Here is a 26,977-nt window from a genome sequence, read left to right as displayed (position 1 = left end):
AACACTGACCTCAATGATCTATCTCTGCCTGGGCGGGCTCCACCCTCAGCTACCCACGAGAAGGTGAGGAGTAGCACATATGTGCGATTATGCCAGACGGGTCGGACACGTGCCATGTATTGCCGCCGGGTCCCGTGCACAATCGGTGCGTGACCGGCCGACCGCTCAAGCCCTGGCACTTCGTCCTCGTCTTCGGGGTGGTGAGCCTGCTCGCCGACATGGTGTACGAAGGCGCCCGCAGCATCATCGGTCCCTATCTTGCGACCCTCGGCGCGTCCGCCGCAGTCGTCGGATTGGTCGCCGGCGCAGGCGAATTCATCGGATACGGGCTGCGCGTCGTCGCCGGCTATGCCGTCTCGCGCACCCAGCACTACTGGACGTGGACGATCACCGGCTACGCGCTGACCGTGCTGAGTGTCCCGTTGATCGGCGTCACCGGATCTCTCGTTCCGGCGCTGCTGTTGTACGGCACCGAGCGTCTCGGCAAGGCGGTGCGCTCGCCGGCGAAGGACACTCTGCTGTCGCATGCGTCGACGAGCACCGGGCGCGGCAGCGCGTTCGGCGTGCACCAGGCCCTCGACCAGACCGGTGCCATCGCCGGGCCGCTGTTGCTCGCGGCGGTGTTGAGCGCCCACGCGGGCGACTACCGAATGGCGTTCGGCGTACTCATCGTTCCCGGCGTCCTGGTCCTGGTCCTGCTGGGCTGGCTTCGGTTTCGCGTTCCCGACCCGCGGAGCTACGAAGAAGAGGCCGTTCGCGAAGCCACGGAATCCACCCCGGGCAGCCCCGCGGTGCCGAAGCGATTGCCCGCCCAGTTCTGGCAGTACGTCGTCGCGATCGGCCTGCTGTCATGCGGCGTCGCATCATTCCCGTTGTTGGCGTTCCATGCCCAGCGCACCGGACTGCTCACCGACGCTCAGGTGCCGATCCTGTTCGCGATCGCGATGGCGGTGGACGGCGCAGCGGGTCTGGTGATGGGCCGGGTGTACGACAAGCGTGGACCGATCGTGCTGCTCGCGGTTCCCCTCGCCGCCGCGTGCTCGGCGATTGCTTTCACCGGTGACCGCACCCTGGTCTGGGTCGGCGTCGCGATCTGGGGTGTCGTCAACGGCGTGCTCGATTCCACGGTGAAATCGGTGGTCACCGAGCTCGTGCCGGCAAACACCAGGGCCATCGCCTTCGGCTGGCTGGCCCTGTTGCGGGGCGTCGCGTTGCTGATCGCCGGCGGCCTGCTCGGTGCCGTCTACGACATCTCCCCCGGCTACACGATGGCCCTGATCGTCGTGGCGAACATCGCGGCGCTCGCCGGTTTGGTGCCGGTGTTGCGGCGGATCCAGCCGGCCGCACGCTGACGCCGCGCTGAAACACCTGGGTGAGGCCTGTTCGGCGCACGCGCCAGCGTGCCTGTCAACCCCTACGTGCCCTGCCAGCGGGACGACCTGCAGAACCGGAAATGCCGATCGCTAACATGAATGCGCTGCTCAGCGCGATCGGCCAAGCGACCCGTAGGACAGATGAGTTGAATACACCAGAACTTGCCAATTGGAACACCCAGGAAGCCCTGGCGGAGGCGATGATTCCGATCGTCGGCACCTTGCACCGCACGCGCGGCGTCACCGTCCTGCTGCACAGCCGGTCGCTGGTGAACAAGTCGGTGATCAGCATCCTGCGCACCCACCGTTTCGCTCGGCAGATCGCCGGCGAAGAGCTGTCGGTGGTCGAGACCTTCCCGTTCCTGGAGGCTCTGGCGAACCTGGACCTGGGTCCGGCCAAGATCGATCTCGGCCTGCTGGTACACGCCTACCGCGCCGATGAGCGTGGCCTCTCGGTCGCCGACTTCGTCGCCGACGCGCTGTCCGACGTCACCGGTGACAACAAGGCCGAGCCGCAGGGCCCGCGCGACGTGGTCCTGTACGGCTTCGGCCGGATCGGTCGCCTCGTGGCGCGACTGCTCGTCGAGAAGGCCGGCGGCGGCAACGGCCTGAACCTGCGCGCCGTCGTGGTCCGCAGCGGTGGCGCCGACGACCTGAAGAAGCGTGCTTCGCTGCTGCGCCGCGACTCGGTGCACGGACACTTCAACGGCACCATCAAGGTCGACAAGGAGAACAACCTCCTCATCGCCAATGGCAACGTCATCAAGTTCATCTACGCCAACGACCCGTCCGAGGTCGATTACACGCAGTACGGCATCAACGACGCCATCCTCATCGACAACACCGGCAAGTGGCGTGACCGCGCGGGTCTCGAGCAGCACCTGCGTCCGGGCGTCTCGAAGGTCGTCCTGACCGCGCCGGGCAAGGGCGACGTGCCGAACATCGTGCACGGCGTCAACCACCTCGGCCAGGATGTCAGCCAGCAGATCTTCTCGTGTGCGTCGTGCACCACCAACGCGATCGTCCCGCCGCTCAAGGCGATGGACGAGAAGTTCGGCATCATCCGCGGCCACGTCGAGACGGTGCACTCGTTCACCAACGACCAGAACCTGCTGGACAACTACCACAAGGCCGACCGTCGTGGCCGTTCCGCGCCGCTGAACCTGACGATCACCGAGACCGGCGCCGCCTCGGCCGTCGCCAAGGCCCTGCCGGAGCTCAAGGCCAAGATCACGGGCAACTCGATCCGCGTCCCCACCCCCGACGTCTCGATCGCCATCCTGAGCCTGCAGCTCAAGAAGGAGACGACGAAGGACGAGGTGCTCACGCACCTGCGCGAGACGTCGCTGTCGGGCCCGCTGAGCCGCAACCTCGACTACACCGCGGCCACCGACGCGGTGTCGAGCGACTTCATCGGTTCGCGTGCGGCGTCCATCATCGACGCGAACGCGGCCATCGTCGATGGCGACCAGGCGATCCTGTACTGCTGGTACGACAACGAGTTCGGTTACTCGTGCCAGGTCGTCCGCGTCGTGCAGTTCCTCTCGGGTATCGAATACCCGACGTACCCGCGCAGCTGATCCACCTTCCGCCGAAACGGCATTCCGACAGACAAGTTCACGAGACTTGCTCTGCTGGAATGCCGTTTCGGCGCTAGAGGGGCAGCCCGTAATGCGCCGCGATACCGGTCAGCAGCAACGTGATTCGATGCTGGAAGGCCTCGTCACCGAACGGGTCGTCACCCGATTTCGCGATGGCACGCAACGTGGGAAACTCCGACGGTGAACGTTTGGCGGTGAGCGCGAGAATCCGGGCCAACCATGGCTGCCCGCTCTCGGAGTACAGGTATTCGCGATGGGCCTCGGTGACACTGCCGACTGCCATGGTACTCACCGATGCCCATACCGCGAGGGCGTCGCTCGGCGACAAACCTTGCGCGGCAAGCGCTTCCACTGCATCGGCGGTGTACTCCATCTCGACGTCATGGCCGACCGCACCACTGACGAACTTCTCCACCAGCGCGGGTTCGGCGGCCAGCACCGTCCGGATGTAGGACGCATAGTCGCGGAGCCAGGTCGCCCAGTGTCCGCCGGTGTACCGCGGCGGCGGTGAGTTCGTCAGGGCACTGACGGTGGCCAGGCGCAGCAGGTCGTGCTGGTTTTTCACGTGATGGTAGAGCCCCGGCAGGCTGATACCGAGATGCTCGGCGACCCGGCGCATCGTGGCGTTCTCGGTGCCGATCTCCAAAACCGCTGCGGCAATGGCACTCTGGTCGACACGCGGCGGCCGCCCCCGGCGGGGTGCTGCGTTGTTGACGCTCATCGGACTCTCCTGGCGACCACTTCCACATTCGGGGTTGACGATAACCGAGAGGACTTTTAATAATCAATATGAAAACTCTCCGGTACCCACAGAAACGACACGATGAACCGAGAAAACCGTCAGATCCGGTTGCGGCGCCGCCCCAACGGTCTGGTCTCCCCCGACGACACCGAGATGGTGACGGTGCCCGCACCCGTCCCCGCAGAGGGTGAAGCACTGCTGCGGACGACCTATGTCGGCATCGACGCCGCTGCCCGCACCTGGCTGGACGGCGAACCCGGTTATCTCCCGGCGCTGGGGCTCGGTGAGGTGGTGCGCGTGGCAGGCATCGGCGAGGTCGTCGAATCTCGTTGCGAGGCCTACAAAGTCGGCGACCTGGTCACCACGCTGACCGGCCTGCAGGACTACGCGATCATCCGCGACGACCTGTTCAGCACACCGGTGGTGGGGTACACCGACCCTCTCGCGGTGATGTCGATCTACGGTCCCACCGGGGCGACCGCCTACTTCGGCATGACAGGCGTCGGAAAGCCCCAACCCGGCGAGACGGTCGTCGTCTCCGCCGCTGCAGGCGCCACCGGATCGGTCGCCGGGCAGATCGCCAAGATCGCCGGCGCGCGCGTCGTCGGCATCGCGGGCGGCCCGGAGAAGTGTCGCGTCGTGGTCGAGGAGTTCGGGTTCGACGCCTGCGTCGACTACAAGGCCGACGATTTCCCGGCCGCCTTGAAGGCGGCCTGTCCGGGCGGCATCAACGTCTACTTCGACAACGTCGGTGGCGACATTCTCAATGCCGCACTCGGCAACCTCGCCCACCGGGCGCGGGTGGTCATGTGCGGCATCATCACGACGTACCTCAACGGCGACCACCCCGGTCCGTCCAACTACGTGAACCTGCTGTCCACGGCCTCGACGATGCAGGGCTTCATCGCACTCGAGGAGTGGGCACGGTTCGACGAGGCCTTCGCGGCACTCAGCGGCTGGGAACAGCAGGGCCTGCTGGTGCATCGCGAAACCGTTTACGAGGGACTGGAATCCAGCATCGACGCGCTGAACGGTCTGTTCACCGGGGCGAACATCGGCAAGATGCTGGTGAAGATCAACGACCCGAAGCGGTGACGCCGCCGTGCTGACGCCCTTTGACGACTATCCGATTCACGCCTCGGCAGACCCGGTAGGCGTGCCGGCCAGCGGTGACCCCAACCACTACGATCGCTACTGGTTCAACGGCCACCAGCGTGACGGCGACTTCTACTTCGGTGCGGCCATGGGGCACTACCCCGTTCGCGGCATCATCGACGCTGCCTTCAGTGTCGTGAAAGACGGTGTCGAACATTCGATCTTCGCCTCGGGCGCTATGCCCCTGGACCGGTCGGCGACCATCGGCCCTTTCCGCGTCGAAGTCGCCGAACCATTGCGGACCATCCGCTATGTCGTCGAGGACAACGAGCAGAACATCTCCTGCGACCTGACCTTCCGAGCCACCACCGTGGCCGTCGAGGAGCCACGTCAACAGCGCCGCACCGCTGAAGGCATCGTGCTGACCGACCACACCAGGCTGACGCAATGGGGGTCGTGGGAAGGGATCATCAGCGTCGACGGCGAGGACCTTGCGGTCAGAGCCGGTGACGTGCCGGGGACCCGGGATCGGTCGTGGGGCATCCGGCCGGTCGGCGAACAGCTCGCCGTGTTGCGCCAACCCATGCCGTTCCAGGTCTTCTGGCTCTGGGCGCCATTGCATTTCGGAGACCGATTCACCCACTACGCGTTCCATGAGCATGAGGACGGCCGCCGGTGGCTGGAGACTGCCGCGGTCCTGGACCCGCTGCCGGACGGTGCGTCACCGTGCAGTCGCGTCGGCGTACGCGAGTGCTACGACATCGGCTACGAACTGGACTGGGAGCCCGGGCGGCGCGAAATCCGGCGGGCCCACCTGTGGTTCACCGATCCCATCGAGGGCGAGACACACATCGAACTGGAGAAGCTCTATACGTTCCGGATGCGCGGCATCGGCTACTGGCACCCGCACTGGGGCCACGGCTCCAATCATGGCCCGTACGAAATCGGCAGGGAATCAATCCGGTTGGGCGATTTCGATCCGACGGACTTCACGTCGCTGCACCTGCAGAACGTCGTGAAGGCGACCATGGGTGAGCGCACCGGGATCGGCGTCGTCGAACAGATCGCCATCGGTCCGCACACCCCGTCGGGACTCACCGGATTCCTGGAGGGCTACCAGGGCTGACCCGGCACGGCAAAGATCTCCCCCGCTGACGCGACCGTCAGTGGCGTACGGCACAGTAGACCCCGGATCGGGGAGCAGTCTCTTGCCGCATCAGCAGAAGGAGGTGTCGAGTTGTCTGACACGAGTGTGGTGGCACCGGTACTGCCGGACGGTGGCGTGTTGCCATTCCCGCCGGTTCCATCCGCCAGCATCGCCGGCCGGACGCTGCAGGAGTCGACGTACCAGCCGCGGACCGTCCCCAAGCGGTTGCACGACGACACCCCCAACATCGTCATCGTCCTCATCGACGACGCCGGTCCCGGACTGCCGTCCACTCTCGGTGGTGAAGTGACCACCTCGACACTCGACCGGGTGTGCGCGGAAGGCGTCTCCTACAACAGGTTTCACACCACGGCCATGTGCTCGCCGACGCGGGCCTCGCTGTTGACGGGTCGCAACCATCACGAGATCGGCAACGGGCAGATCGCCGAACTCGCCAACGACTGGGACGGGTACGCGGGCAAGATTCCGCGGTCCAGCGCGACGGTCGCCGAAGTTCTCAAACAGTACGGCTACGCCACCTCGGCTTTCGGCAAGTGGCACAACACCCCAGCAGAGGAAACCACCGCGGCCGGCCCGTTCGAGAACTGGCCCACCGGTTTGGGTTTCGAATACTTCTACGGCTTTCTCGCCGGTGAGGCGTCCCAGTACGAACCCAACCTGGTCCGCAACACCACGGTGGTCGCCCCGCCGAAGACTCCCGAAGAGGGCTACCACCTGTCGGAAGACCTCGCCGATGACGCCATCTCGTGGCTGCGCCGGCACAAGGCCTTCAATGCCGACAAGCCGTTCTTCATGTATTGGGCGAGCGGCTGCCTGCACGGCCCGCACCACATCATGAAGGAATGGGCGGACAAGTACGCGGGCAAGTTCGACGACGGCTGGGATGCCTACCGGCAGCGGGTCTTCGAGCGGGCCAAGGAAAAGGGCTGGATTCCGCAGGACTGTGAACTCACCGAACGCGACGAGACCCTGCCGGCGTGGGACGACATCCCCGAGGACGAGAAGCCGTTTCAGCGGCGCCTGATGGAGGTCGCCGCCGGCTACGCCGAGCACGTCGACGTTCAGGTCGGCCGGATCGCCGACGAACTCGATGCCCTCGGCTACGGCGACAACACCCTGTTCCTGTACATCTGGGGCGACAACGGTTCCTCCGGCGAAGGCCAGAACGGCACGATCTCAGAGCTGTTGGCGCAGAACGGAATTCCCACGACGGTGCGCCAGCACATCGACGCGCTCGATGAGCTCGGCGGACTGGACGTCCTGGGCTCTCCCCTGGTCGACAATCAGTACCACGCGGGCTGGGCCTGGGCCGGCAGCACGCCCTACAAGGGCATGAAGCTGCTGGCGTCGCATCTGGGCGGCACCCGGAATCCGCTGGCGGTGCGTTGGCCCGCGAAGATCGCCGCCGACACCGTGCCGCGCGACAACTTCCTGCACTGCAACGACATCGTGCCGACGATCTACGAGGTGGTCGGCATCGAGCCGCCGCGCACCGTCTACGGCGAACCGCAGATGCCGCTGGCCGGCGCCAGCTTTGCCCGCACCCTCGCCGACCGGAACGCGCCGGGCGGCAAGAAGACTCAGTACTTCGAGATCATGGGCAGCCGGGCGATCTATCACGACGGCTGGATCGCGTCGGCGCGTGGGCCGCGGTTGCCGTGGGTGCCGGGGCAACCCCCGGGCATCGCGACGTGGACGCCCGATCAGGATGTCTGGGAACTGTACAACCTGGATGAAGACTGGTCGCAGGCCAACGATCTCGCAGGGCAGCTGCCGGAGAAGCTCGCGCAGATGCGGGAGATGTTCGCCATCGAAGCGGCCCGAAACGCCGTGCTGCCAGTCGGTGGCGGACTGTGGGTTCCGGTGTACCACCCGGAATTGCGGATCGCGCCGCCGTTCCGGGAATGGCAATTCTCCGGCGACATGATCCGCATGCCCGAGTTCTGCGCCCCGGCGCTGGGCAACAAGAACAACGTGGTGACCATCGACGCCGAGGTCCCGGAGGACGCATCGGGCGTGCTGTACGCACTGGGCAGCGGCGCGGGTGGCCTGACCTGCTACCTCGAGGACGGCCACATCCGCTATGAGTACAACCTGTTCATCCTGCAGCGCACCAAGATTCGGTCCGAGTCCGTCATCGCGCCCGGCCGTCACACCATCACGGTGACCACCGAGTACGCCGAACCACGCCCCGGCGGTCCACTGGACATCACCGTCGCCGTCGGCGGTGAGACGGTGGCCACCGGACAGGTTCCGATCAGCGCCCCGCTGCTGTTCACCGCGAACGACTGCCTCGACATCGGCACCTGCCTGGGGTCGCCGGTGTCGATGGACTACCGCGAGCGCGCCCCCTTCCCGTTCGAAGGGCACATCCACAACGTCCAAGTCACCTACACGTAGGCGGGCGCCGTCCTGCCACGGCCCGCGCCGTTGCGGACCGTGGCAGGACGCCCCCGAGTTGGGTCAGGTCACCACGTCACCGACGTTTCGACGTGGCCCATCTCCGACTTCTGCTTGCCACTGGCATCATGGCAGGACAGCACGACGTTGTAGGTCGAGAGAGTCGGTGCACCGCTGAAGTTCTCGGTGTGGTTCCCGTTGGCAGGGACGTTGAACTGGCGGGTGGTCTTGCGCGGCGCCAACGGATTGATCGAGTTCGTGGTGGCGACGTAGTTGCACGTGGCCGCGAGGTTCGACGTGTTGGTGACGTTGAAGGCGACGCTCGTCGCACCCGGGGCGCCGAATGAGGCCTGGATCGCGTTGGTCACCTCGGGAATCGCGGCGCATTGCTGCCCGGCCGGAACCGTCGGAGTCGGCGAGCCGTCAGGGCATCTGATGTCTGCCACTGGCGCTGCTTCACACTGCTGGCCCGCGGGCACCGTCGACGTCTTCGATCCCGCCGGGCAATTCACCGGCGCCTCCTGCGGTTTTGCGGGCGGGGTGTAGTTGTAGTCGGCCCACGGCCCGCACCAGTCGCCTTCGAAGTCCTTCTTGCGGCAGCCCTGGACGCCGATCTTGAAAGCCTTGCCGCCGTTGTCATGTCCCCACCGTGCGGTGGCGCCGTTGATGCATTTGAATTCGTATTCGGACTGGATGCCGTTCCACATGATGTGTACCGCGTCGATGACGTAGTCACCGTGCACGCGAGCACATCCGCCGATGATGCACGTGACGTGGACGTCGCTGTCGGGCGTACAGGTCGCGGTGAGCCCGTTCGACAACTGATCGGCGCTCGCCGCCGGCGGCAGCATCAGACCGAACGTGCACAGACACGCGACCAGAATCGGCGTGACGATGCGTCTCAGATTTCGCCTTCGACTGGGCATGACATCTCCTCGGGCAGCGGAACATGGCAGACGGATCGCGGTGCGCTGGCCAGCTCGAACCACGGTTCGACGCTACGTCCGCGTCACGGCCCGGCAAATAAGGGAACTCCCTATGATGTGCCCGCCGCCGTCAGGCCTGCCGGATCACCGCTCGATCGAATGCACCAGGTCGATGGCGGCACCGAGCGTGGTGAACCGTTCCTCGAGAGTGTCGCCCGCCGGGTAAATCCGGACGGTGTCGACGCCGGCATCGCACCACACCTGAAGGCGATCGCGCACCATGTCGGCAGTGCCGATCAACGTGGTGGCCAGGATCATCTCGTCGGTGATCAGCGCCGCCGCGCCGTCGCGGTCGCCGGACTGCCAGCGTTCCCGGACCGCGGCCGCGACCTCGGCCCAGCCCTGCCGGCTGTACGCCTGGTTGTAGAAATTGGTCGAGGCCGAACCCATCCCACCGAGGCTGAACGCCAACTCGGACTTCCGGGCGTCGATCAGCGTCTTGAGATGGGCCTCGTCGCGGGCGAACGACACCTCGGCACCCTGGCAGATGTCGAGATCGGCACGCGCGCGGCCCGAGCGCCCGAGACCGTCGTCGAGGTGGGCGAAGTAGGCGTCGTCGGCACCTTCGGGGACGAAGCTGGTGCCGAGCCAGCCGTCGGCGACCTCGCCGGTGAGCCGCAGCATGGCGGGTGTGAGACTCGCTATGTAGAGCGGGATTTCGTGCTCCGCCCGCATCGACAGGCGCATCGGCTTCACGTCACCGCCCGGCAGCGGAATCTGGAACTGGCTGCCGCTGTGCGTGACCCGCTCGCCCGCGATTACTTGCCGGATGATGTCGATGGTCTCCCGCATCCGGCCCAGCGGCTTGGCGAACGGTACGCCGTGCAGTCCCTCGATGACCTGGGGTCCCGATGCGCCGAGGCCCAGCAGGAAGCGCCCGCCCGACAGATTCGACAGCGTGATCGCGGCCTGGGCGATGGCCACCGGCGTCCGGGTGCCGAGCTGAATGATGCCCGAGCCCAACAACATCCGTTCCGTGCACGCGGCGTAGTACCCCAGTGCCGACGGCGCGTCGGATCCCCACGCCTCGGCGACCCAACAGATGTCCAGGCCCAACTTCTCGGCCTCGGAGACGAAAAGCCTTTGATAATTCCAGTTTCCGAGGCTCGCTGCCTCGACCGTCGTCGCGGCGCGCATCAGCTCTCGGCCCGCTGCTTGATGTACGCCAGTGCGCACTGCATCCCGGACTCGAATTCGCGCAGCCGGTTGAACACGATCTTCTGCTCCTTGTCGGGCATCCGGGCGATCGCCAGAGACAACCCCGACGGTGCGGGGCCCATCTGGGCCCATTCCGCCAACCGGGTCCCGGTGCCCTCGGGGTGCAGGCTCAGGCGCCACGTTGCGGTCGGGTTGCCGGCATCGCCGATGGCCCAGGCCATCACATGTTGTGGTTCGTACTCGACGATCTCGCACTCCGTCGACCACTCCCCGAGTGCGGGATGGCTGTTGTGGCCGACGAAACGGGCGCCCACACGCGGTGCGTCACAGTCCCCGAGCCATTCGACCCGCTGCAACTCGGGGCTGCACTCGGGCATCACCGTGATGTCCGACGCCACTTCCCAGACCCGCGCCACGGGCGCGTCGATCCACGTCGACGCCTCGACGGTAGGGGCGTCGGCATACACCGCACCGGTCCATTCCATGGTCTCAACTTCCCTTCGGGGTAGGTGCGCCGGCGGCAAAGAGCGTCCGGGCTGCCAACAGCAACTTCAGTTCGGCGTTGACATCATCGAGCGGCTGCAGGCTCGATGTGGCCCGGCACATGGTGATGGCACCTTCGATGGCACCGAGCGACATGGTGGCCAGTCGGCGGGCAACCACGGTGCCGACGCCGTCGGCCACCAGACAGTCGGTGACCAGCTGGTACCAGGTGCGGAAGATCTGATTGGCGTGCTGCGCCAGCGCCGAGCCCGGTGCGGCGCTGACGGCAATGGACACCACCGGGCAGCCGACCGAAAAGTTGTTCTGGCGCAGCAGCTTCCGCCAGAATCCGGTCACGGCGTCGACGACGGCCGCCGGTCCGTCCGGTGCCGCCCTGGAGATCAGCCGGGAGATGGCATCACCGCTGAGCTGCGCGGCCTCGTCGATGATCTGAGCGCGCCCGCCGGGAAAGTGGTGGTAGATGGAGCCTCGCGGCGCGCCGCTGCGGCTCAGCACATCGTCGAGCGTGACACCGTCGACGCCCCGCTCACGCAGCAGTTCGACGGCGGCGAGCACCATCGACTGGCGAGTGTCGGGCGGCATGGGGCGACTCCTGGCGAGCGGATCGATTGACTCGAATTATGATCGTGTTCATATCGAGGAGTCAAGAACCGCCCACATCCGAAGCGCACGAGCTGTATGGACGTGCGTCAACGCACCCGAATATGATCGGATTCATAACCGGCCGCGTGGCGCCCGGTGCTTACAGCGAACCGTCCAGATAGGCGGCTCTGCAGGCGCGGCGCGCCAGCTTCCCGCTGGTGGTGCGCGGGATGCCGCCGGCGGGCAGCAACCGGACCTCGGCGACGGTCACGCCATGACGCTCCGAAACGAGCGCATGGACCGACTCGATCGCGGGCCGGGGATCATGGCGCGCCGTGCCCGAGGCACGTTCGGCGATGATCACGAGCTGTTCGCCATCCTCGCCCGGCACGGTGAAAGCCGTCACGTAGCCGCGCCGCACCAGTGGTGACGCGTCGGCGGCCGTCGTCTCGATGTGCTGCGGATAGTGGTTCTGCCCACTGATCGTGATGACGTCGGCGAGACGACCCGTGACGTACAACTCGCCGTCGAGGTAGAAACCCAGATCACCTGTCCGCAACCAGGATCCGTCGACATCGGCGCCGTCGGCGTGACTGTTCAGCGGCAAGGTGCTGCGCAGCCGAGCGTGGAAAACCTCTCGGGTCTCCTCTGGCCGGCCCCAATAACCACGGCCGATGTTGTTGCCCTGCAACCAGATCTCGCCGACGCGACCGTCGGGCTGTTCGGTTCCGGTGACCGGGTCCACCAGCACCACCCAGAGACTGCTCGCCGGCTGCCCGCACGCCACCTGCGCAACCGCACCCGGTGCGTCCTCGGCCACCGGCACCGCCACACCGGACGCCAGTTGCGCGCGGTCGAAGTACCGCACCGTCGCCTCCGCGTCGGGCGCGATGTTGGACACGAAAAGTGTTGCCTCGGCGATGCCATAGGACGGCTTGATCGCCGTCTTCGGCAGTCCATACGATTCGAAGACCGCGTTGAAGCTCTTGATGGCGTCCATGCTGACCGGTTCCGAGCCCACGATCATCACCACGTTCGCCAGGTCGATGTCGTCACCCGGGCTCGGCGCACCACGATGCGCCGCCCATTCGTAAGCGAAATTCGGTGCCGCGGTGACCACTCGGCCGACCTTCGAGCCGTCCGACAACGCCTGGATCCACCGCAACGGCCGGCGGACGAACGCCGTCGGCGACATCAATGTCGAGTGCCCGCCGTACACGGTGGGAAAGCCGATCATCGACAGACCCATGTCGTGATACAACGGCAGCCAGCTGACGCCGTGTGTGTTGCGATCCAGCATGTCGATGGACAAGATCATCTGAATCAGGTTGGTGCCCACCGCTTTATGGGTGATCTCCACTCCGACGGGCGGGCGGGTCGCCCCCGAGGTGTACTGCAGGTGCGAGACATCGTCGATCTCGAGGTGGACGGGTTCGAACGAAACACCCTCGTCGTCCGGCACCTCGTCGATGGCGACGACTGCCGGCGTGCCCAGGTCCGGATGCGCGGCGAGGAATTCGGTGACGGCCGGCCGCGCCGCCGCCGTCGTCACGATCGCTGCCGGTCGCGCATCGTGGAGTGCGGTGTCCAACCGCTCGGCATGCCCCGGCAATTCGGGCGCGAACAGCGGTACTGCGATGGCGCCGGCCTTGATCGCCGCGAAGAACCCGGCGACATATTCGAGGCCCTGTGGCGCCATGATGGCAACGCGGTCACCGCGCTCGGTGACGGACTGCAGCCGGGCCGCGATGGCCGCCAGTCGCACCCCGAGTTGGGCCCAGGTCACTTCGTAAGTCCGCGCTTCGGTGCCGGAGTAGTCGAGGTAGCGGTATGCCACCATGTCGGGGAGATGCGCGATGTTCCCATCGATCAGGGCGATCAGCGTCGCGCCGGGCGGCAGCGTCACCGCCCCCGATTCGTCGACGCAGTCCTCGATCTGGAAAAGGCCGCTGCCCGGTGTCATGGGTCCAGCCTATGCGCACCCTTGAAAATGGCTGCGCCGCTACACATCTATCTGTAGTTGTTCACCGCCGCGACCACTCGTCGGCCAACAACTCGTAGGAGCGCACCCGGTCCCGGTGGTCGTGGGTGATGGTGGTGATGATCAATTCGTCGGCCCCGGTCGCGTCGCGTAGCCGTTCCAGCTTGTCGGCGACCTGTGCGGCGGTCCCCACGAACTGGGTGTCCACCCGGTCCGCGACGAGCTCACGTTCGGCAGCCGTCCAGCTGTGCGCACGCGCTTCGGCCGGGGTCGGGAACGGGATTGCGCCTTCGGCGGTGCGGATGCTGCGCACCCACAGGCCGTATCCGGTGGCGAGTTCGCGGGCCGTGGCCTCGTCATCGGCGACGACGACATCCGCCGACACCGCGACGTACGGCTCGTCGAGTTCAGTCGATGGACGGAACGCGGCCCGGTAGGCATCGGTCGCCTCGAGGACCGACGATGGTGCGACGTGGTAGTTGCTGGCGAACCGCAGTCCTCTGGTCCCGGCGACCTCGGCGCTCTCACCGCCGCTGCTGCCCAGGATCCAGATCTGGAGGTCGGCGCCTTCCCCGGGCACGACCTGCGCCGCCAAGCCGTCGGCGTCGCGGTAGACGCCGGCGATCAACGCCAGGATGTCGCTGATCTGGTCGGTGTAGTCCTGCGATTGCGCGCCGGGCAGCTGCAGGAGTGCCCGTTGGAGGGCGAACCGCGGTGACTGCAACAGCGGGCGCGGATCGAACTTCGGTGGAATCAGCAGCCCGCGCGCGCCGTTGCGGACACCCGGTGCGCCCACCGAGGCACCCACCGGGACTTTCGGTTCCCGCGGCTTCCCACCGGAGCGCCCCAGGCCGAGGTCGAACCGGCCCGGGTGCAGCGCGTCGAGCAGACCGAACTCCTCGACAGTCGCCACCGCGGTCCGGTGACCCATCTGCACTGCCCCCGAGCCCAGTCGGATCGTGGAGGTCTCCGCCGCGGTCAGCGCGAGCAGCACAGCCGGCGAGGTGCCGGCGATACCGGGATTGAGGTGGTGCTCGGCGAACCAGTAACGCGCGTAGCCCAGGGCCTCCGCGCGCTTGGCGAGGTCGATGCTGTTGCGTAGCGCCTGCGGCGCAGTCGAACCCGACGAGATCGGCACCAGATCGAGCACGGTCAGTGGAGTCGCCATGAGCTACGACGCCACTTCTGCGGAGACATTGGTGCGCACCGCCGGCCGCGGCAGCGGCGCCAGTCCCAGGTGGTCGCGCAGTGTGGTGCCCGTGTAGTCGGTGCGGTACGTGCCGCGCTCCTGCAGCAGTGGCACCACCCGGTCGACGAACGGGTCGAGGCCGCCGGGCGTGATGTGCGGGACGAGGATGAATCCGTCGCTGGCATCGGCCTGGACGTAGCGGTCGATCGTCGCCGCGATGGTGTGGGGCGATCCGATGAACGATTGCCGCCCGGTGACTTCGACGATCAGCTCGCGCGTGGTGAGGTTCTGCGCCTCGGCCTTGGCCCGCCACTCGGCGGCGATCGCGAGCGGGTCCCGGAACATGCGCACGCTGGCCCGGCCGCGCGCGATGGTGTTCTCCCCCACGACCGGATCCACCGCCGGCAGCGGCCCGTCCGGGTCATGGTCGGACAGGTCGCGGTTCCAGACCTGTTCGAGGAACTTGATCGCGGTCTGCCCGGACACCTGGGCGAGCCGGACCTCGTGCGCGAGGTCGGCCGCCTCGTCATCGGTGTCACCGATCACGAACGTCGCGGCCGGGAGGATGAGCAACTCGTCATGGCGCCGGCCGTAACGTGCCAACCTGCCCTTGACGTCGGTATAGAACGCCTGCCCGGCCTCCAGCGTGCTGTGCCGCGAGAAGATGGCGTCGGCAGCCGATGCCGCGAACTCGCGGCCCTCGTCCGAGTCACCCGCCTGGAAGATCACCGGGCGCCCCTGCGGGCTGCGTGGCACGTTGAACCGGCCGTGGATGTCGAAGTGGCCGTCCGTGTGCGAGAACGCGCCGGCATCGGGTTCGGACAGGAACACGCCGTTCGTCTTGTCCGCCACGATTTCGTCGCCGCGCCACGAGTCGAACAGCTCCAGCGCCGTCTGCAGGAATGTCTTGGCCCGTTCGTAGCGCTGGTCCTCCGCCAGGAACCCGCCGCGGCGAAAGTTCTCGCCCGTGAACGCATCCCACGAGGTGACGACGTTCCAGGCCGCACGGCCGTCAGAGAGATGATCCAGGGAGGCGAACTGCCGGGCCACCTCGTAGGGTTCGTTGAACGTCGAATTGATGGTGCCGGTCAAGCCGATTCGCTCGGTCACCGCGGCCAGCGCGGCCAGCACGGTGAAGGTGTCCGGGCGCCCGACGACGTCGAGGTCGTAGATCTCGCCGTTCTGTTCGCGCAGGCGCAAGCCCTCGGCCAGGAACAGGAAATCGAATTTCCCGCGCTCGGCCGTCCGCGCGAAGTGCTCGAACGAACTGAACTCGATGTGGCTGCCGGCCGCCGGGTCACTCCACACCGTGGTGTTGTTGACGCCCGGAAAGTGCGCGGCGAGGTGAATCTGCTTGACTGGCTTGCTCATTGGCTGCTCCTTGCGTAACGGTTGGACGGGCGCGGCAACCCGAGCAGGCCTCGCAACGTGTTCGCTTCGTACCCGTCGCGGAAGAGTCCGCGGCGCCGCAATTCGGGCACCAGTTGTTCGGTGATCTGGACCAGGTCGTGCGGCAGGGTCGCCGGCCGCAGCCGAAATCCCGTCAGCCCGGCGCCGTGCCACTCCGTCAGCAGGTCGGCCAATTGCGCGGCGGTTCCGGCGAACACTGTTGCATCGCTGCGATATTCGGCACCGGCGACGTCATCGAGCCGGCGCCGGCGGGCCTGTGCCGCCGGCGCACTGTCATCGAGAAACACCACCACATCGCCGAAGATGTGCAACGTCTCGGAACCGCGGCCGGCGTCGTGTTGCAACCCACGGATTTCCTCGACGACAGCTACGGCCTGTGCGGCGTCGCCAGGGGTGACAAAGCCGACGTCCGAGCTGCCGGCGATCAGCTCGTGGCCGGCGCGGCCGTGGCCCAATGCCGCGACGATCGGCTGCCCCTGCGGTGGGCGCGGCGTGATGGACGGACCCTTGACCGAGAACCAGCGGCCACTGAAGTCGATGTAGTGCAACTTGTCCCGATCGATGAAGCGGCCGGTGGCCGCATCGCGGATCTCGGCGTCGTCCTCCCAGCTGTCCCACAGCCGGCGCAGCACCTCGACGTAGTCGGCGGTCTCGGCGAAATACTCGCCGGCCCGCGACCGGGCCGCAGCCTCACGTCGCCCGAAGTGCGCGGCGACATCCGGGCGGCCGGCGATCTGGACGCGCACGCCGGCCCGGCCGGCACTCACGTAATCGAGCGTCGCGATGGACTTCGACACATGGAACGGCTCGGTGTGGGTGACGACGGCCGTGGGCACCAACCCGATCCGCTGGGTACGGGGCGCGACCCGAGCCGCGATCAACACCGCGTCCAACCGGCCACGGACCCGATCGACGCGCTGGTCCGGCACGAAGGGGTCGTCGGACTGGATTGCCAACGAGTCCTCGACGGTCACGAAGTCCAGCGCACCGCGTTCGGCCTCGAGGACCAGGTCGGTCCAGTAGCCGGCGCCGAAGAGATCGGCGGGTCGCGCGTCGGGTTCGCGCCACGCGGCCGGGTGCCAGCCGGCGCCGTCCAGCGCCACGGCCAGATGGATTCGGCTCGACGAATCAGGCATCGCAACCTGCCTTCCTGACGGGGTACGACCACTCTGCCGAGCCGCGCGCAGATCGCGGCGGTGGCCGCAGTGTCCGCGCCAGGGCAGGGAATAGTCGGCCGAGCGGTCGGCACGTCCGGTAGGCGGACACTCGGCCGGCGCGATGGCCGGCCGGAGATCAGGCCGGCGGGATCGCCGATGTCCGCCGGAGCGGCCGTTGGCGGGTGCGCTGGGGCATCAAAAAGGCTCTATGCCAACGTCTTTGCGACGTGCGGCAGTCGACGGCGTCCGAACCTGGCGCGCCTCGCGGCGAGTTCCGGGGACCCAGGACAGATCACTGGGATGCGAGTTTGCGCGCGGGGCCTGCCGCGTCTGCACGACCCCAGAGGTATCGCGATGCTCCTGAAATCATCAGGATTCCAAACCAGCTAGCGGATGCCGCGGACCAGCCGGCCCGGCCGTGCGCCGGTGTCGATGCCGTGCCGGCGGGTGACGGTGCCGCTGACGATCGTCGCGTCGTAGCCACTTGCGCCCTGCACCAAGCGTTTTCCACCGGCGGGCAGATCGTGCACCATCTTCGGCGCGTGCAGCGTCAGCGCGTCCAGATCGATGACGTTGACGTCCGCCTTCTTGCCGACGGCGATGACGCCGCGGTCCGACATCCCGTACAGCTGGGCGGTGTCATGCGACTGCTTGCGGATGACGTACTCCAGCGGCAGCTTCTCACCGCGATGGCGGTCCCGGGCCCAGTGCGTCAGCAGAAACGTCGGGTACGACGCGTCGCAGATCATGCTGCAGTGCGCGCCGCCGTCCGACAGCCCGAGCACCCCGGCCGGATGCGTGAGCATCTCGCGGATGGCGTCATGGTTGCCGTCCGAGTAGTTGAACATCGGGTACATCAGCATGGCGCCGGCGTCGGCTTCCAGCATCAGGTCGTACATCGCGGCCAGCGGGTCCACGCCGCGGCGCTCCGCGATCGCCGCCACGGTGCGCTCGACCGTCGGCTCGTAATCCGGCGGTTCGCCGATGTGGTACAGGCGATTTGCCGCATTCTGCGCCAGCATGAACATGCCGTCGAACAACTTCGTGGGATCGATCGGCAGGTCTTCCTCCGCCAGGATCGCGGCCCGCACCGCGGGCTCGGCCAGCTTCTCCGCGAGCTCCTCGCGCGTGCACTCGGCGACCAGCCGGCGGTACGTCGGCCGGTGGGTGAACGCGTGGTGGCCGGGGAAGCCCAGCAACATGCCGAACGGCCGCGCAGCCACCTGCGGGAACAACCGGCTGCCCGCCTGGTGCGCGGCCGCCGACAGATCGAGCTGCTCACGCCACAGATTGGGGTCGGCGTCGACCTGGATGAGCGCGAAGCTCAGGGCACAGTCGATCTCCTCTCCCAGCCGGCGCATCCACTCGAGTTCCTTGCGCGGCGCGACGATGTCCTCGCCCGCCGCGCCCTGCGGGGCCAGCTCGAAGACGGCCGCCCCACCGGCCGCGGTCGCCCGGCCCAGTGCGAACAACTCGTCTTCCGCGGCGAAGGTGCCGGGCACGGGCTCGCCGTCCATGGCGCGGTGTGCCAACGTGCGTGATGACGAAAAGCCCAGGGCCCCGGCCTCGATCGCGTCCTGGACCAGTTTGGCCATGGCCTTGATGTCGTCGGCGGTGGCCGGTTCGTTGCGGGCGCCGCGCTCCCCCATGGCGTACGCGCGGACCGCGCCGTGCGCGATCTGGGTGCCCATGTCGACGGCCAGTTCACGCTGCCCGACGACGTCGAGGTACTCGCCGAAACTCTCCCAGCCCCACGTGATGCCCTCGGTCAGGGCAGTGCCGGGGATGTCCTCGACGCCCTCCATGAGCGCGATCAGCCATTCCTCCTGGCCGGGGCGCACCGGCGCGAAACCGACGCCGCAGTTGCCCGCGACCACCGTCGTCACGCCGTGGTTGCTCGACGGCTCCAGCACGCTGTCCCAACTCACCTGGCCGTCGTAGTGGGTGTGGATGTCCACGAACCCGGGAGCGACGATCTTGCCGGTGGCATCGATGGTCTCGGCCGAATCACCGGACAGCACAGGGTCGTTCGGACCGCGGCGGTGAACCTCGACGATCTTGCCGTCCTTGATCGCGACGTCGGCGGTGAACCGGTCGGCGCCGGTGCCGTCGACGACGGTGCCACCGGTGATCTTCAGATCGAACACATCTGCTCCCTCGTTGCTGCCCGCGAACATCCGTCGGCGGCAGTACTGTAACAGTGTTACACCGTGCTGGGCGGTAGATCCAGAGACAGGACTCAGCCCTGGTGTGATTAGGTGTTCGGCAAGGCTGAAGGAGGTGGTCATGGCTGAGGCAACCCAGCGCGGGTCCGATGGTCCGTCGAAACCTGTTGACGCTCAACTCATTCTGGATACCGCCGCGGCGCTGCTGGAACGCGACGGTGTCGAGGGCTTCTCCATGCGCAGCCTGTCCGAGCATCTCGGCGTCGCCGTCACCTCGATCTACTGGCACGTCGGCGGCCGGGACAAGCTGTTCGACCACCTGATCGACCGGCTGATCGAGGTGATGGCGAGCCTGCCCGCCACCGGCGACACGCCGGCCGATCGCATCGCATCCCTGGCCCGCGCACAGCGCACCGCGCTCATCGAACGCCAGCACCTGATGGCGATCGCGCACGAACGCGACCGGACGCCGTCACTGTTCCAGCCGGTGCAGCAGACCCTCGCCGCCGAACTGGCCGCACTGGGGATCACCGGCAATCAGGCGGCACTGGCCTTGCGGTCCATCGAGGTACACGTGATTTCGTCTGCGCTGATGCAGTTTTCGGCCATCCGCAGCGGCGAGCACGAGGAAGAGGACCCCTCACTCTGGGGCGACGATTGGCCAGATCAGAAACTGGTCGACGCCCTGCGCTCGCCGACCGACTACGACGCGGTGTTCGAGTACGGACTGGCCGCGCTCCTCGCCTCACTGGTGTGATTTGTGCACGAAAATCCGCGGTGAGCGCGGAAAATCGTGCACAAATCACTTGGTGGCGAACCGGCGGGTGCGCAGCTTCGGGATCGCCTGCTCACTGAGGACCCGGGCGCGTTCGGCCATGGCGCCGGCGACGGCGTCGGGGTGGGTGGTCAGATAGAAGCCGCCGGCCGCCGACTGGTCGAAGATGGCCGCGGCCGCGGTGAGCGGGTCCATGGCGGAGAGCTGGTGCATCGCCGCGCGCTCGGACTCTGAGGCGTCGGCGGCGTCCCCGCTTCCGCTGTCGACACCGCCGGCCGCCGTGAAGATGTTGGATTGCACCGGTCCGGGCAGCACCGCCTGCACGGTTACGTGGTCGTCGTGCCCGGCGAGCTCGACCTCGACGCGCAGGCACTCGGTGAGTGCGAGCACGGCGTGCTTGCTGACGATGTACGGCGCCTGCAGCTGCACCGTCGACACGCCACCGACGGACGACATGTTCCACACCCATGCCGGTTCGTCCGACGCCAGCATGGCGGGCAGGAAGGCCCGCACGCCGTGGAAGACGCCGCTGACATTGATGTCCATGACGCGCTCCCAATTGGCGACCGGCGTGTCCCACAGGTAGCCGAACTGCTCGATGCCGGCGTTGTTCACCAGCAGCCGCACCGGCCCGATCTCGCGGTTGACCCGGTCGGCCAGGGCCTGCACGGCCTGCGCATCGCGGACATCGCACACCGCGTCGACAGCGGTTGCACCGGCAGCGGACAGTTCATCGCGCAGCGCGGCGATCGCGGCGGCGTCGACGTCGGCGAGCACCGTCGTCATCCCGAGCCCGGCGGCGTACCTGGCCAGTCCGGCCCCGATGCCCGAGCCGGCACCCGTGATGACCGCGATCCCACCACCGAACAGTTCCTGTGCACCCATGGCCGAAGTAAATCGCAGGGCGCGGGCCCGGACGGCCCGAACGTCCGATCAGTGGAATGCCGGTCAGGCCGGCTGGACCTCGACCTCGGCTCTCGGCGCCGCGCGCAGCACACACCGCGCATAGCCGATCCAGCTCACCACGCAGGCCACGAAGCCGATGACGATCATCGGCGTGACCGCCTGACCGAGAACCACTGCGACGGAATCACTTCCGGCCAGCCGCCGGTCGACCGCGCCGCCCGTCATCAACGGCAGCAGACTGACCACGAAGCAGGCGATGGCCGCGGCCAGCGCGGTGCCGAACATGGCGCGCACCGCGGCGACGATCATCGTGCCGGCCGCGAGCAGGATCAGCACCGCGAAGGGCAGCGGCCGCAACGCGGCGCCCAGGTTCCCGGTGATGTCCCAGATTCCCCAACCGCTCATGGAACCGTGCCCATGGTCGTTGTGGGCGGTGTACCACGGCAGCACGGCAGCGACGACGATCATCGCGAAGGCGATGACCCCGATCGCCCAGCGCGTCAGTACGTTCTCGATCTCGACTCCTCAGACCCCCGTGAACGTCGGCTGCATCAGCGTCAAGATGGCCATGGCCAAGCTGATGAGCAGACACAGACTCAATACGATCATCGCACCCACCAGCAGCCAGCGGCCCATCCGGCGGCGAATGCGCGTCAATTTCGCGATGCGACGGTCCGCGACGTAACTGATGGCGACCATGGCGAACGCCACGTCGATGTGTTCGTCGCCGACGGTCGCCGCGCCCGCCGCGATCTCCTGCAGGCGCCCGGGCTCGATCTGCACTCCCGCGACGGCGAAGCGCCGACTGAGCCGGCGCGCCTGACCCCGCGTGAGCGGATGGTCGCACACGTGCACGTGGTGTCGTGGGGCTGCCACTTTGCGTCGTTCCCTCGATTCGGGCACCTCGACAGGCCCGAAAATGCAGAAGGCGCCCGGGAATCAAGTTACTCCGACGGGCGCCTTCGCACACTGCGACAGCGCTTTTAGAGCCCCATGTCCTTCGCGATGATCATCTTCATGACCTCACTGGTACCGCCGTAGATGCGGCCGACGCGGTTGTCGGCGTACAGCCGGGCGATCGGGTACTCGTTGATGTAGCCATAGCCGCCGTGCAGCTGCAGGCAGCGGTCGATCACGCGCGCGGCCGCATCGGTGCAGAACAGTTTGGCCTTGGCGGCGTCGGCAGCGGACAGCTCGTCGAGGTCGTGCGCTTCCATGGCCCGGTCGACGACGGCTTCCATCGCGTCGACGTCGGCCTGGCAGGCGGCGAGCTCGAACTTGGTGTTCTGGAATGAGGCCACCGGCTTGCCGAACACCGTGCGGTCCTTGGTGTACTGCACGGCGAACCGGACCGCGGCCTTGGCCTGCGCGTAGGCGCTGACGGCGATGCCCAGCCGCTCGCGCGGCAGGTTCTGGCCGAGGTAGTTGAAGCCCTGGTCGGGCTCGCCGAGGATGTCCTCGACCGGGACCTTGACGTCGGTGAAGTTGAGCTCGGCGGTGTCCGAGCAGCGCAGGCCCAGCTTGTCGAGCTTGCGGCCGACCGAGTAGCCCTCCAGCTTGGTGTCGACCACCAGCAGCGAGATGCCGAAGCGGCGGTCGTCTTCCTTGGGGGCCGACGTGCGCGCGCATACGATCACGCGGTCGGCGTGCACACCACCGGTGATGAAGGTCTTGGAGCCGTTGAGGACGTAGTGGGTGCCGTCCTCGGAAAGCTTTGCGGTGGTGCGCATTCCGGCCAGATCGGAACCGGTGCCGGGCTCGGTCATCGCGATGGCGAACATGATCTCGCCGCTGAGCATGCCGGGGAACCAGCGCTTCTTCTGCTCTTCGTTGCCGATGTCGCGGATGTAGGGCAGACACAGGCCGACGTGCACGCTGGAGCCGCCGAACGACACCGCGGCGCGGGCCAGCTCCTCGGTGAGGATCGCCTGGAACTTGTAGGAGGTCAGACCCTCGCCGCCGTACTCCTCCGGGATTTCCGCGCCGAAGATGCCGAGTTCGCCGAGCTTGTAGTAGAACTCGCGCGGCACGAGGCCCTTCTCGAACCACTCGTCGTAGACCGGACTCACCTCGGCCTCGACGAAGGCCCGGATCATGGCCCGGTAATCCTCGTGCTCTTCGCTGTAGACCTCGCGTTTCACAGACAACTCCTCAAAAGTGGTGAACAGTGTTAGCTTGTTGCCGTCACCATAAGCTAACAATGTTCGCTAATTCAAGGGAGAAGCAGATGGGCAGGCCCCGCGTACCGCTGCTCAACCGCGAACTCATCCGTGACACCGCGTTGGACTTGATCGATCGCGACGGCCTCGCCGAATTGTCGATGCGCAAGCTGGCCGCCGAACTCGGCGTCCAGGCGTCGTCGCTGTACAAGCACTACCCCACCAAGGACGACGTGCTCGACGCCGTCGCGAGTCGGGTCGCCGGGGAAATCGACACCTCCGGGTTCGACCGCGGCGATGACTGGCAGGACGCGCTGGCGGCGTGGGCCCGCTCCCACCGCGCCGCGCTGGCCGCCCACCCGAATCTCGTGCCCTACCTGGCGACCGGGCCGGGCCGTCGCGATGTCAGCCTCCGGATCGCCGACGCCGTCCACGGCGGCCTGGTCGGCGCCGGCTGGCCACCACGGGAAGCGACCTTGATCGGTGCCGCCACCCGGTCACTGGTGCTCGGGTCGACCGTCGGCTCCTTCTCACGTGGATTCACCGACGACGTGCAGGTCTACCGCGACCGCTACCCGCACATGGGCCAGGCACATCTGCTGCGTGGCAAGGCCGACCAGATCGACACGGCCGGTTTCGAGCTGGCCCTGACTGCGTTCATCGACGGATTGGCCATCCGCTTCAACGCCCTACCGTGATTTGTGCACGATTTTCCGCGGCCGGCGCGGAAAATCGTGCACAAATCACCTGTCTTGCGGGGGTTTGGGTCCGCCGCCGAAGGGGTTCAGCCGCGACACCCCCGGGATGTTCGACAGCAGCCGGAACACCTCGTTGCCGGTGTTCACCAGGGCTTCGAGTTGCGGCAGCAGGGCGTCGAGCGTCCGGAACATGGGATCGGCCATGGCCATGACCCGCTCGGTACGGTCGATCGTCGCGTTGAGCCGCTCGGTGGCCACCGCCAGGTTCTCGATGAGATCGGGCACCTGGGCGGCGAGCTGGACGGAGGCCGGCGGGATGCGCATGGCACCGCTGGCCACCGCCTGCGTCATCTCGACGGCGGACTGGGCGGCATCGACCGCGGACTGAGCCGCAGCCTTCAGGTCGCTGGGCTTCGGAATCATTTGACCGGCCATACAGTTAACTGTGCCGCACCCGGGCCCGCCTGTCCCGTGATCGACACGGCTACACGTCGGTAACGCTGCTCACGACCAAGACGGCAGTACCAGGATCTTGACGTGCTCGTCCGGATTCCGCAGCGCGGTGAACGCATCCGCAATGCCGTCGAGCCCGGTGCGTCCGGTGATCAGTGCCTCGGCGTCGATCTCCCCCGCGGCCAGCCGGCCCAGCACCTTTTCGTAGGCCTGCTCGTACGGGCCGTGCCCGAAGTTGATCGCGATCTGTCGCATCTGCGCGACCACCGGGATGATGGTCTCCTCCGCGAACGGCGATGCCACCACCTGGATGCGCGAACCCCACGGCAGTGTGTGGGTCAGGGTGTTGAGCGTGCCGACCCGGCCACTGCACTCGTAGGCGATCAACAGGCCACCGCCGGTCTTGCCGCTACCCAGCAACTCGTTGTAGACGTCGATCGGGTCCTGCTCAGTGGGGTCGACGACGATGTCGGCGCCCATCTTCGCGGCGAGCTCGCGCCGCTTCGGCGACGGCTCGGAGGCGATGACGAGGTGCGCGCCTGCGGCTTTCGCGGCCAGGATCGTGCCCAGACCGATCGAGCCGCAGCCGATCACCAGCGCGGTGTCCGCGGGCGTCAGCCCCGACTGCTGCATGTGCATCTCGCCGACGTGCAGCGGTTCGGCCAGGGACGCGTGTTCGAGCGAGAGGCCGTCGGGCACATGCCGCACCCAGAAGGCGTCGACGACGATGTACTCGCCGAACGCCCCGTGGTAGTCGTTCGAGTAGCCGATGATCGTCGGCATCCCGTTCTGCTCGGTGGTGATGCCGAGGCCCGTGACGCGGTCGTCGACCTGGAAATCCTCGACGCCCTCGCCGGTTTCGACGACGACGCCCGCCCATTCATGCCCCAGCACCACCGGACGGGTGGCGTCGAAGACGGCGAACGGGAAGCCCGCCCCGGCGGCGACGGACACGAACCGGCACGGGTCCTTGGACATGCTCAGGTCGCTGCCGCAGATGCCGCACGCGGCCACCTTGATGCGCAGCTGGCCCGGACCGGTGGCCGGCGGCTCCGGCACGTCCGTCACGGTGAACTGGCCGTCGATGAACTGTGCTGCCCTCATGCGTGTGCTCCTGCGGTGTTGAGTTCGTTGGCGGGCGCCGGCGTGGCGGGCAGATCGGTCGGCTGCCCGTAGTAGTCGGTGTAGGCCTTGGTGATCGCGCCTACGAGGTTGCCGATGAGCACCTCTGAGTTGTCCTGCGCGAACTGCAGGCTGGCCTGACGGCCGGCGTTGCGGCGGCGGAAGTGCGGGATGACCTCCGAGGCGAACAGCTCGTAGCTGCGCTTGGTGTTCTCCCAGTCGGCCAGGTCGACGTGCATGATCAGCAGGGTGCCGAAGCCGCCGGTCTTCTCGATCAGGCGATCGATCTGCGCGATGGCGTCCTCGGGCGTGCCGATGATCGCCTGACCGAACTCGCCGAGCGATTCGGTGCGCCAGTAGTCGATGATGCCGGCCGGGGTCTGCGCCCAATCCGGGTTGATGTTCTGCTGCCGGTTGACGTATTCGGCGATGGCGTGAATCCGGCGGCTGACGGCGCGCTCGGCTTCCTCGCGCGTCTCGGCGATGAACATCGGGTTGACCAGACGCCATGTCGACCGGTCGGCGACATGGCCGTTCTCGGCCGAAACCTGTTCGTACACACCCCAGTTGCGGTCGAGCGACTCGTAGCCGGCCTGCGAGCTCGCGGCCAGCGACAGCAGCGACAATCCGTGCTTGCCGGCCAGTACCGAGCCGTTGGGCGAGATGGTCGAGGCGGTGGCCACCTCGATGCCGGCCGGGTTGTAGGTGGGCAGCTGGGCGCGGGCGTCGCGCAGGGTGAACCAGTCGGTCTCCATGTTGACCACCTCACCGCGCAGCAGACGCAGGACGGCTTCCAGCGCCTCGCCCTGCATGCGGCGCTGGTTGGTGGTGGTGATGCCCATCATGTGCGCGTCGAGCGGGATCTTGCCCGGGCCGGTTCCGACGATCAGCCGGCCGCGGGTCTGCAGGTCCAGCTGTGTGATGCGGTCCGCGGTGATCAGCGGGTGGTGGTACGGCAGCGACATCACCCCGGTGCCGAAGCGGATGCGCTCGGTGCGCTCGGCCGCGGCGGCGATGAAAACGTCAGGCGCCGGGACGATCTCGGCGCCGGTGGAATGGTGCTCCCCCATCCAGGCCTCTTCGAAACCGAGGTGGTCCAGATGCGTCATCAGGTCGATGTCGCGGCGCAACTGCAACGCCGGGTCGGCATCGAGCGGATGGTACGGGGCGAGGAACGCCCCGAACTTCATGGACGTCGGGCTCCACTGGGCAACGCTGCTCACGGTGGTCTCCTGATTCTCGGTGAGGGCTGTCTCGGCTTGCCCGGCCGACTGTAATCCGATCACTCGATTGGATCAAGTGATCCAAAAATCTCGGCGTGCTCGTCAGGCACGAGTGCGACGAAAATGCACG

General features: G+C 67.1%; 24 protein-coding genes. 7 read left to right on the top strand and 17 right to left on the bottom strand.

Going from position 1 to position 26,977, the window contains the following annotated elements:
- Positions 1–149 precede the first annotated feature (149 nt).
- Positions 150–1,352 (top strand): MFS transporter, encoded by a 1,203-nt coding sequence (locus tag ACJH6I_RS02990; RefSeq protein WP_406774561.1) that lies wholly within the window; start codon positions 150–152, stop codon positions 1,350–1,352.
- A gap of 167 nt (positions 1,353–1,519) precedes the next feature.
- Positions 1,520–2,953, top strand: a complete 1,434-nt coding sequence (locus ACJH6I_RS02985) for a glyceraldehyde-3-phosphate dehydrogenase (RefSeq protein ID WP_406774560.1) — start codon at positions 1,520–1,522, stop codon at positions 2,951–2,953.
- A 73-nt stretch (positions 2,954–3,026) separates the two neighbouring features.
- Here the strand turns inward: ACJH6I_RS02985 and ACJH6I_RS02980 are convergent, their stop codons facing one another.
- Positions 3,027–3,695: a TetR/AcrR family transcriptional regulator C-terminal domain-containing protein gene (locus tag ACJH6I_RS02980; RefSeq protein WP_318985072.1), complete on the bottom strand. Its 669-nt coding sequence runs from the start codon at positions 3,693–3,695 to the stop codon at positions 3,027–3,029.
- Positions 3,696–3,797: 102 nt separating this feature from the next.
- Between ACJH6I_RS02980 and ACJH6I_RS02975 the strand changes: the two genes are divergently transcribed.
- From ACJH6I_RS02975 to ACJH6I_RS02965, 3 genes are all read left to right on the top strand, one after another.
- Positions 3,798–4,811, top strand: a complete 1,014-nt coding sequence (locus tag ACJH6I_RS02975) for an NADP-dependent oxidoreductase (RefSeq protein WP_406774559.1) — start codon at positions 3,798–3,800, stop codon at positions 4,809–4,811.
- 7 nt (positions 4,812–4,818) lie between these two features.
- On the top strand, positions 4,819–5,937 hold the full coding sequence (locus ACJH6I_RS02970; RefSeq protein WP_406774558.1) for a hypothetical protein: 1,119 nt from the start codon (positions 4,819–4,821) through the stop codon (positions 5,935–5,937).
- Between the two features lie 111 nt (positions 5,938–6,048).
- Positions 6,049–8,379: an arylsulfatase gene (locus ACJH6I_RS02965; RefSeq protein WP_406783702.1), complete on the top strand. Its 2,331-nt coding sequence runs from the start codon at positions 6,049–6,051 to the stop codon at positions 8,377–8,379.
- 68 nt (positions 8,380–8,447) lie between these two features.
- On the opposite strand, the gene ACJH6I_RS02960 is transcribed toward ACJH6I_RS02965, so the two are convergent.
- The 9 genes from ACJH6I_RS02960 to ACJH6I_RS02920 all read right to left on the bottom strand — a co-directional run bounded on the left by ACJH6I_RS02960 (position 8,448) and on the right by ACJH6I_RS02920 (position 19,493).
- The gene (locus ACJH6I_RS02960; RefSeq protein WP_406783701.1) at positions 8,448–9,305 is read right to left on the bottom strand and encodes a hypothetical protein; all 858 of its coding nucleotides are present in this window, start codon (positions 9,303–9,305) and stop codon (positions 8,448–8,450) included.
- Positions 9,306–9,449: 144 nt separating this feature from the next.
- Positions 9,450–10,502: an LLM class flavin-dependent oxidoreductase gene (locus tag ACJH6I_RS02955; protein WP_406774555.1), complete on the bottom strand. Its 1,053-nt coding sequence runs from the start codon at positions 10,500–10,502 to the stop codon at positions 9,450–9,452.
- Positions 10,502–11,008, bottom strand: a complete 507-nt coding sequence (locus ACJH6I_RS02950) for an SRPBCC family protein (protein ID WP_406774554.1) — start codon at positions 11,006–11,008, stop codon at positions 10,502–10,504. The genes ACJH6I_RS02955 and ACJH6I_RS02950 overlap by 1 nt, the downstream gene beginning before the upstream one ends.
- A 4-nt stretch (positions 11,009–11,012) precedes the next feature.
- Positions 11,013–11,609, bottom strand: coding sequence for a TetR/AcrR family transcriptional regulator (locus ACJH6I_RS02945; protein WP_406774553.1), 597 nt, complete (start codon positions 11,607–11,609; stop codon positions 11,013–11,015).
- A gap of 160 nt (positions 11,610–11,769) precedes the next feature.
- Positions 11,770–13,572: a fatty acyl-AMP ligase gene (locus ACJH6I_RS02940; RefSeq protein WP_406774552.1), complete on the bottom strand. Its 1,803-nt coding sequence runs from the start codon at positions 13,570–13,572 to the stop codon at positions 11,770–11,772.
- Between the two features lie 61 nt (positions 13,573–13,633).
- Positions 13,634–14,758, bottom strand: a complete 1,125-nt coding sequence (locus tag ACJH6I_RS02935; protein ID WP_406774551.1) for an LLM class flavin-dependent oxidoreductase — start codon at positions 14,756–14,758, stop codon at positions 13,634–13,636.
- A gap of 3 nt (positions 14,759–14,761) precedes the next feature.
- Positions 14,762–16,150, bottom strand: a complete 1,389-nt coding sequence (locus ACJH6I_RS02930) for an NtaA/DmoA family FMN-dependent monooxygenase (RefSeq protein ID WP_406783700.1) — start codon at positions 16,148–16,150, stop codon at positions 14,762–14,764.
- Positions 16,147–17,325, bottom strand: coding sequence for an LLM class flavin-dependent oxidoreductase (locus ACJH6I_RS02925; RefSeq protein ID WP_406774549.1), 1,179 nt, complete (start codon positions 17,323–17,325; stop codon positions 16,147–16,149). Before ACJH6I_RS02925 ends, ACJH6I_RS02930 begins: the two co-directional genes overlap by 4 nt.
- Positions 17,326–17,732: 407 nt before the next feature.
- Complete coding sequence (locus ACJH6I_RS02920) at positions 17,733–19,493, bottom strand: amidohydrolase family protein (RefSeq protein ID WP_406774548.1); 1,761 nt, start codon at positions 19,491–19,493, stop codon at positions 17,733–17,735.
- Between the two features lie 139 nt (positions 19,494–19,632).
- Between ACJH6I_RS02920 and ACJH6I_RS02915 the strand changes: the two genes are divergently transcribed.
- Complete coding sequence (locus ACJH6I_RS02915; RefSeq protein WP_318985079.1) at positions 19,633–20,268, top strand: TetR family transcriptional regulator; 636 nt, start codon at positions 19,633–19,635, stop codon at positions 20,266–20,268.
- A 45-nt stretch (positions 20,269–20,313) separates the two neighbouring features.
- On the opposite strand, the gene ACJH6I_RS02910 is transcribed toward ACJH6I_RS02915, so the two are convergent.
- From ACJH6I_RS02910 to ACJH6I_RS02895, 4 genes are all read right to left on the bottom strand, one after another.
- Positions 20,314–21,171 (bottom strand): SDR family NAD(P)-dependent oxidoreductase, encoded by an 858-nt coding sequence (locus ACJH6I_RS02910; RefSeq protein WP_406774547.1) that lies wholly within the window; start codon positions 21,169–21,171, stop codon positions 20,314–20,316.
- A 63-nt stretch (positions 21,172–21,234) separates the two neighbouring features.
- Positions 21,235–21,660, bottom strand: a complete 426-nt coding sequence (locus tag ACJH6I_RS02905; protein ID WP_212811458.1) for a hypothetical protein — start codon at positions 21,658–21,660, stop codon at positions 21,235–21,237.
- 57 nt (positions 21,661–21,717) lie between these two features.
- Entirely contained in the window at positions 21,718–22,068 is a 351-nt protein-coding gene (locus tag ACJH6I_RS02900) for a hypothetical protein (RefSeq protein WP_212811459.1), read from the bottom strand.
- Positions 22,069–22,175: 107 nt separating this feature from the next.
- Complete coding sequence (locus ACJH6I_RS02895) at positions 22,176–23,333, bottom strand: acyl-CoA dehydrogenase family protein (protein WP_212811460.1); 1,158 nt, start codon at positions 23,331–23,333, stop codon at positions 22,176–22,178.
- A gap of 86 nt (positions 23,334–23,419) precedes the next feature.
- Between ACJH6I_RS02895 and ACJH6I_RS02890 the strand changes: the two genes are divergently transcribed.
- Positions 23,420–24,049: a TetR/AcrR family transcriptional regulator gene (locus ACJH6I_RS02890; protein WP_212811461.1), complete on the top strand. Its 630-nt coding sequence runs from the start codon at positions 23,420–23,422 to the stop codon at positions 24,047–24,049.
- Between the two features lie 45 nt (positions 24,050–24,094).
- Here ACJH6I_RS02890 and ACJH6I_RS02885 read toward each other — a convergent pair whose 3' ends face one another.
- The 3 genes from ACJH6I_RS02885 to ACJH6I_RS02875 form a co-directional block, all read right to left on the bottom strand.
- Positions 24,095–24,484 carry a hypothetical protein gene (locus ACJH6I_RS02885; RefSeq protein WP_212811462.1) on the bottom strand — a complete coding sequence of 130 codons (390 nt, stop codon included), beginning with the start codon at positions 24,482–24,484 and terminating at the stop codon, positions 24,095–24,097.
- A gap of 69 nt (positions 24,485–24,553) precedes the next feature.
- Positions 24,554–25,606: an alcohol dehydrogenase catalytic domain-containing protein gene (locus ACJH6I_RS02880; RefSeq protein WP_318985081.1), complete on the bottom strand. Its 1,053-nt coding sequence runs from the start codon at positions 25,604–25,606 to the stop codon at positions 24,554–24,556.
- Positions 25,603–26,847: an LLM class flavin-dependent oxidoreductase gene (locus ACJH6I_RS02875; protein ID WP_244872553.1), complete on the bottom strand. Its 1,245-nt coding sequence runs from the start codon at positions 26,845–26,847 to the stop codon at positions 25,603–25,605. Before ACJH6I_RS02875 ends, ACJH6I_RS02880 begins: the two co-directional genes overlap by 4 nt.
- Between the last annotated feature and the right edge of the window lie 130 nt (positions 26,848–26,977).

Origin of the sequence: Mycobacterium sp. SMC-13, assembly GCF_045311035.1 — a bacterium.
Taxonomy (GTDB): domain Bacteria; phylum Actinomycetota; class Actinomycetes; order Mycobacteriales; family Mycobacteriaceae; genus Mycobacterium.
This window is presented reverse-complemented; position numbering and strand designations above follow the sequence as displayed.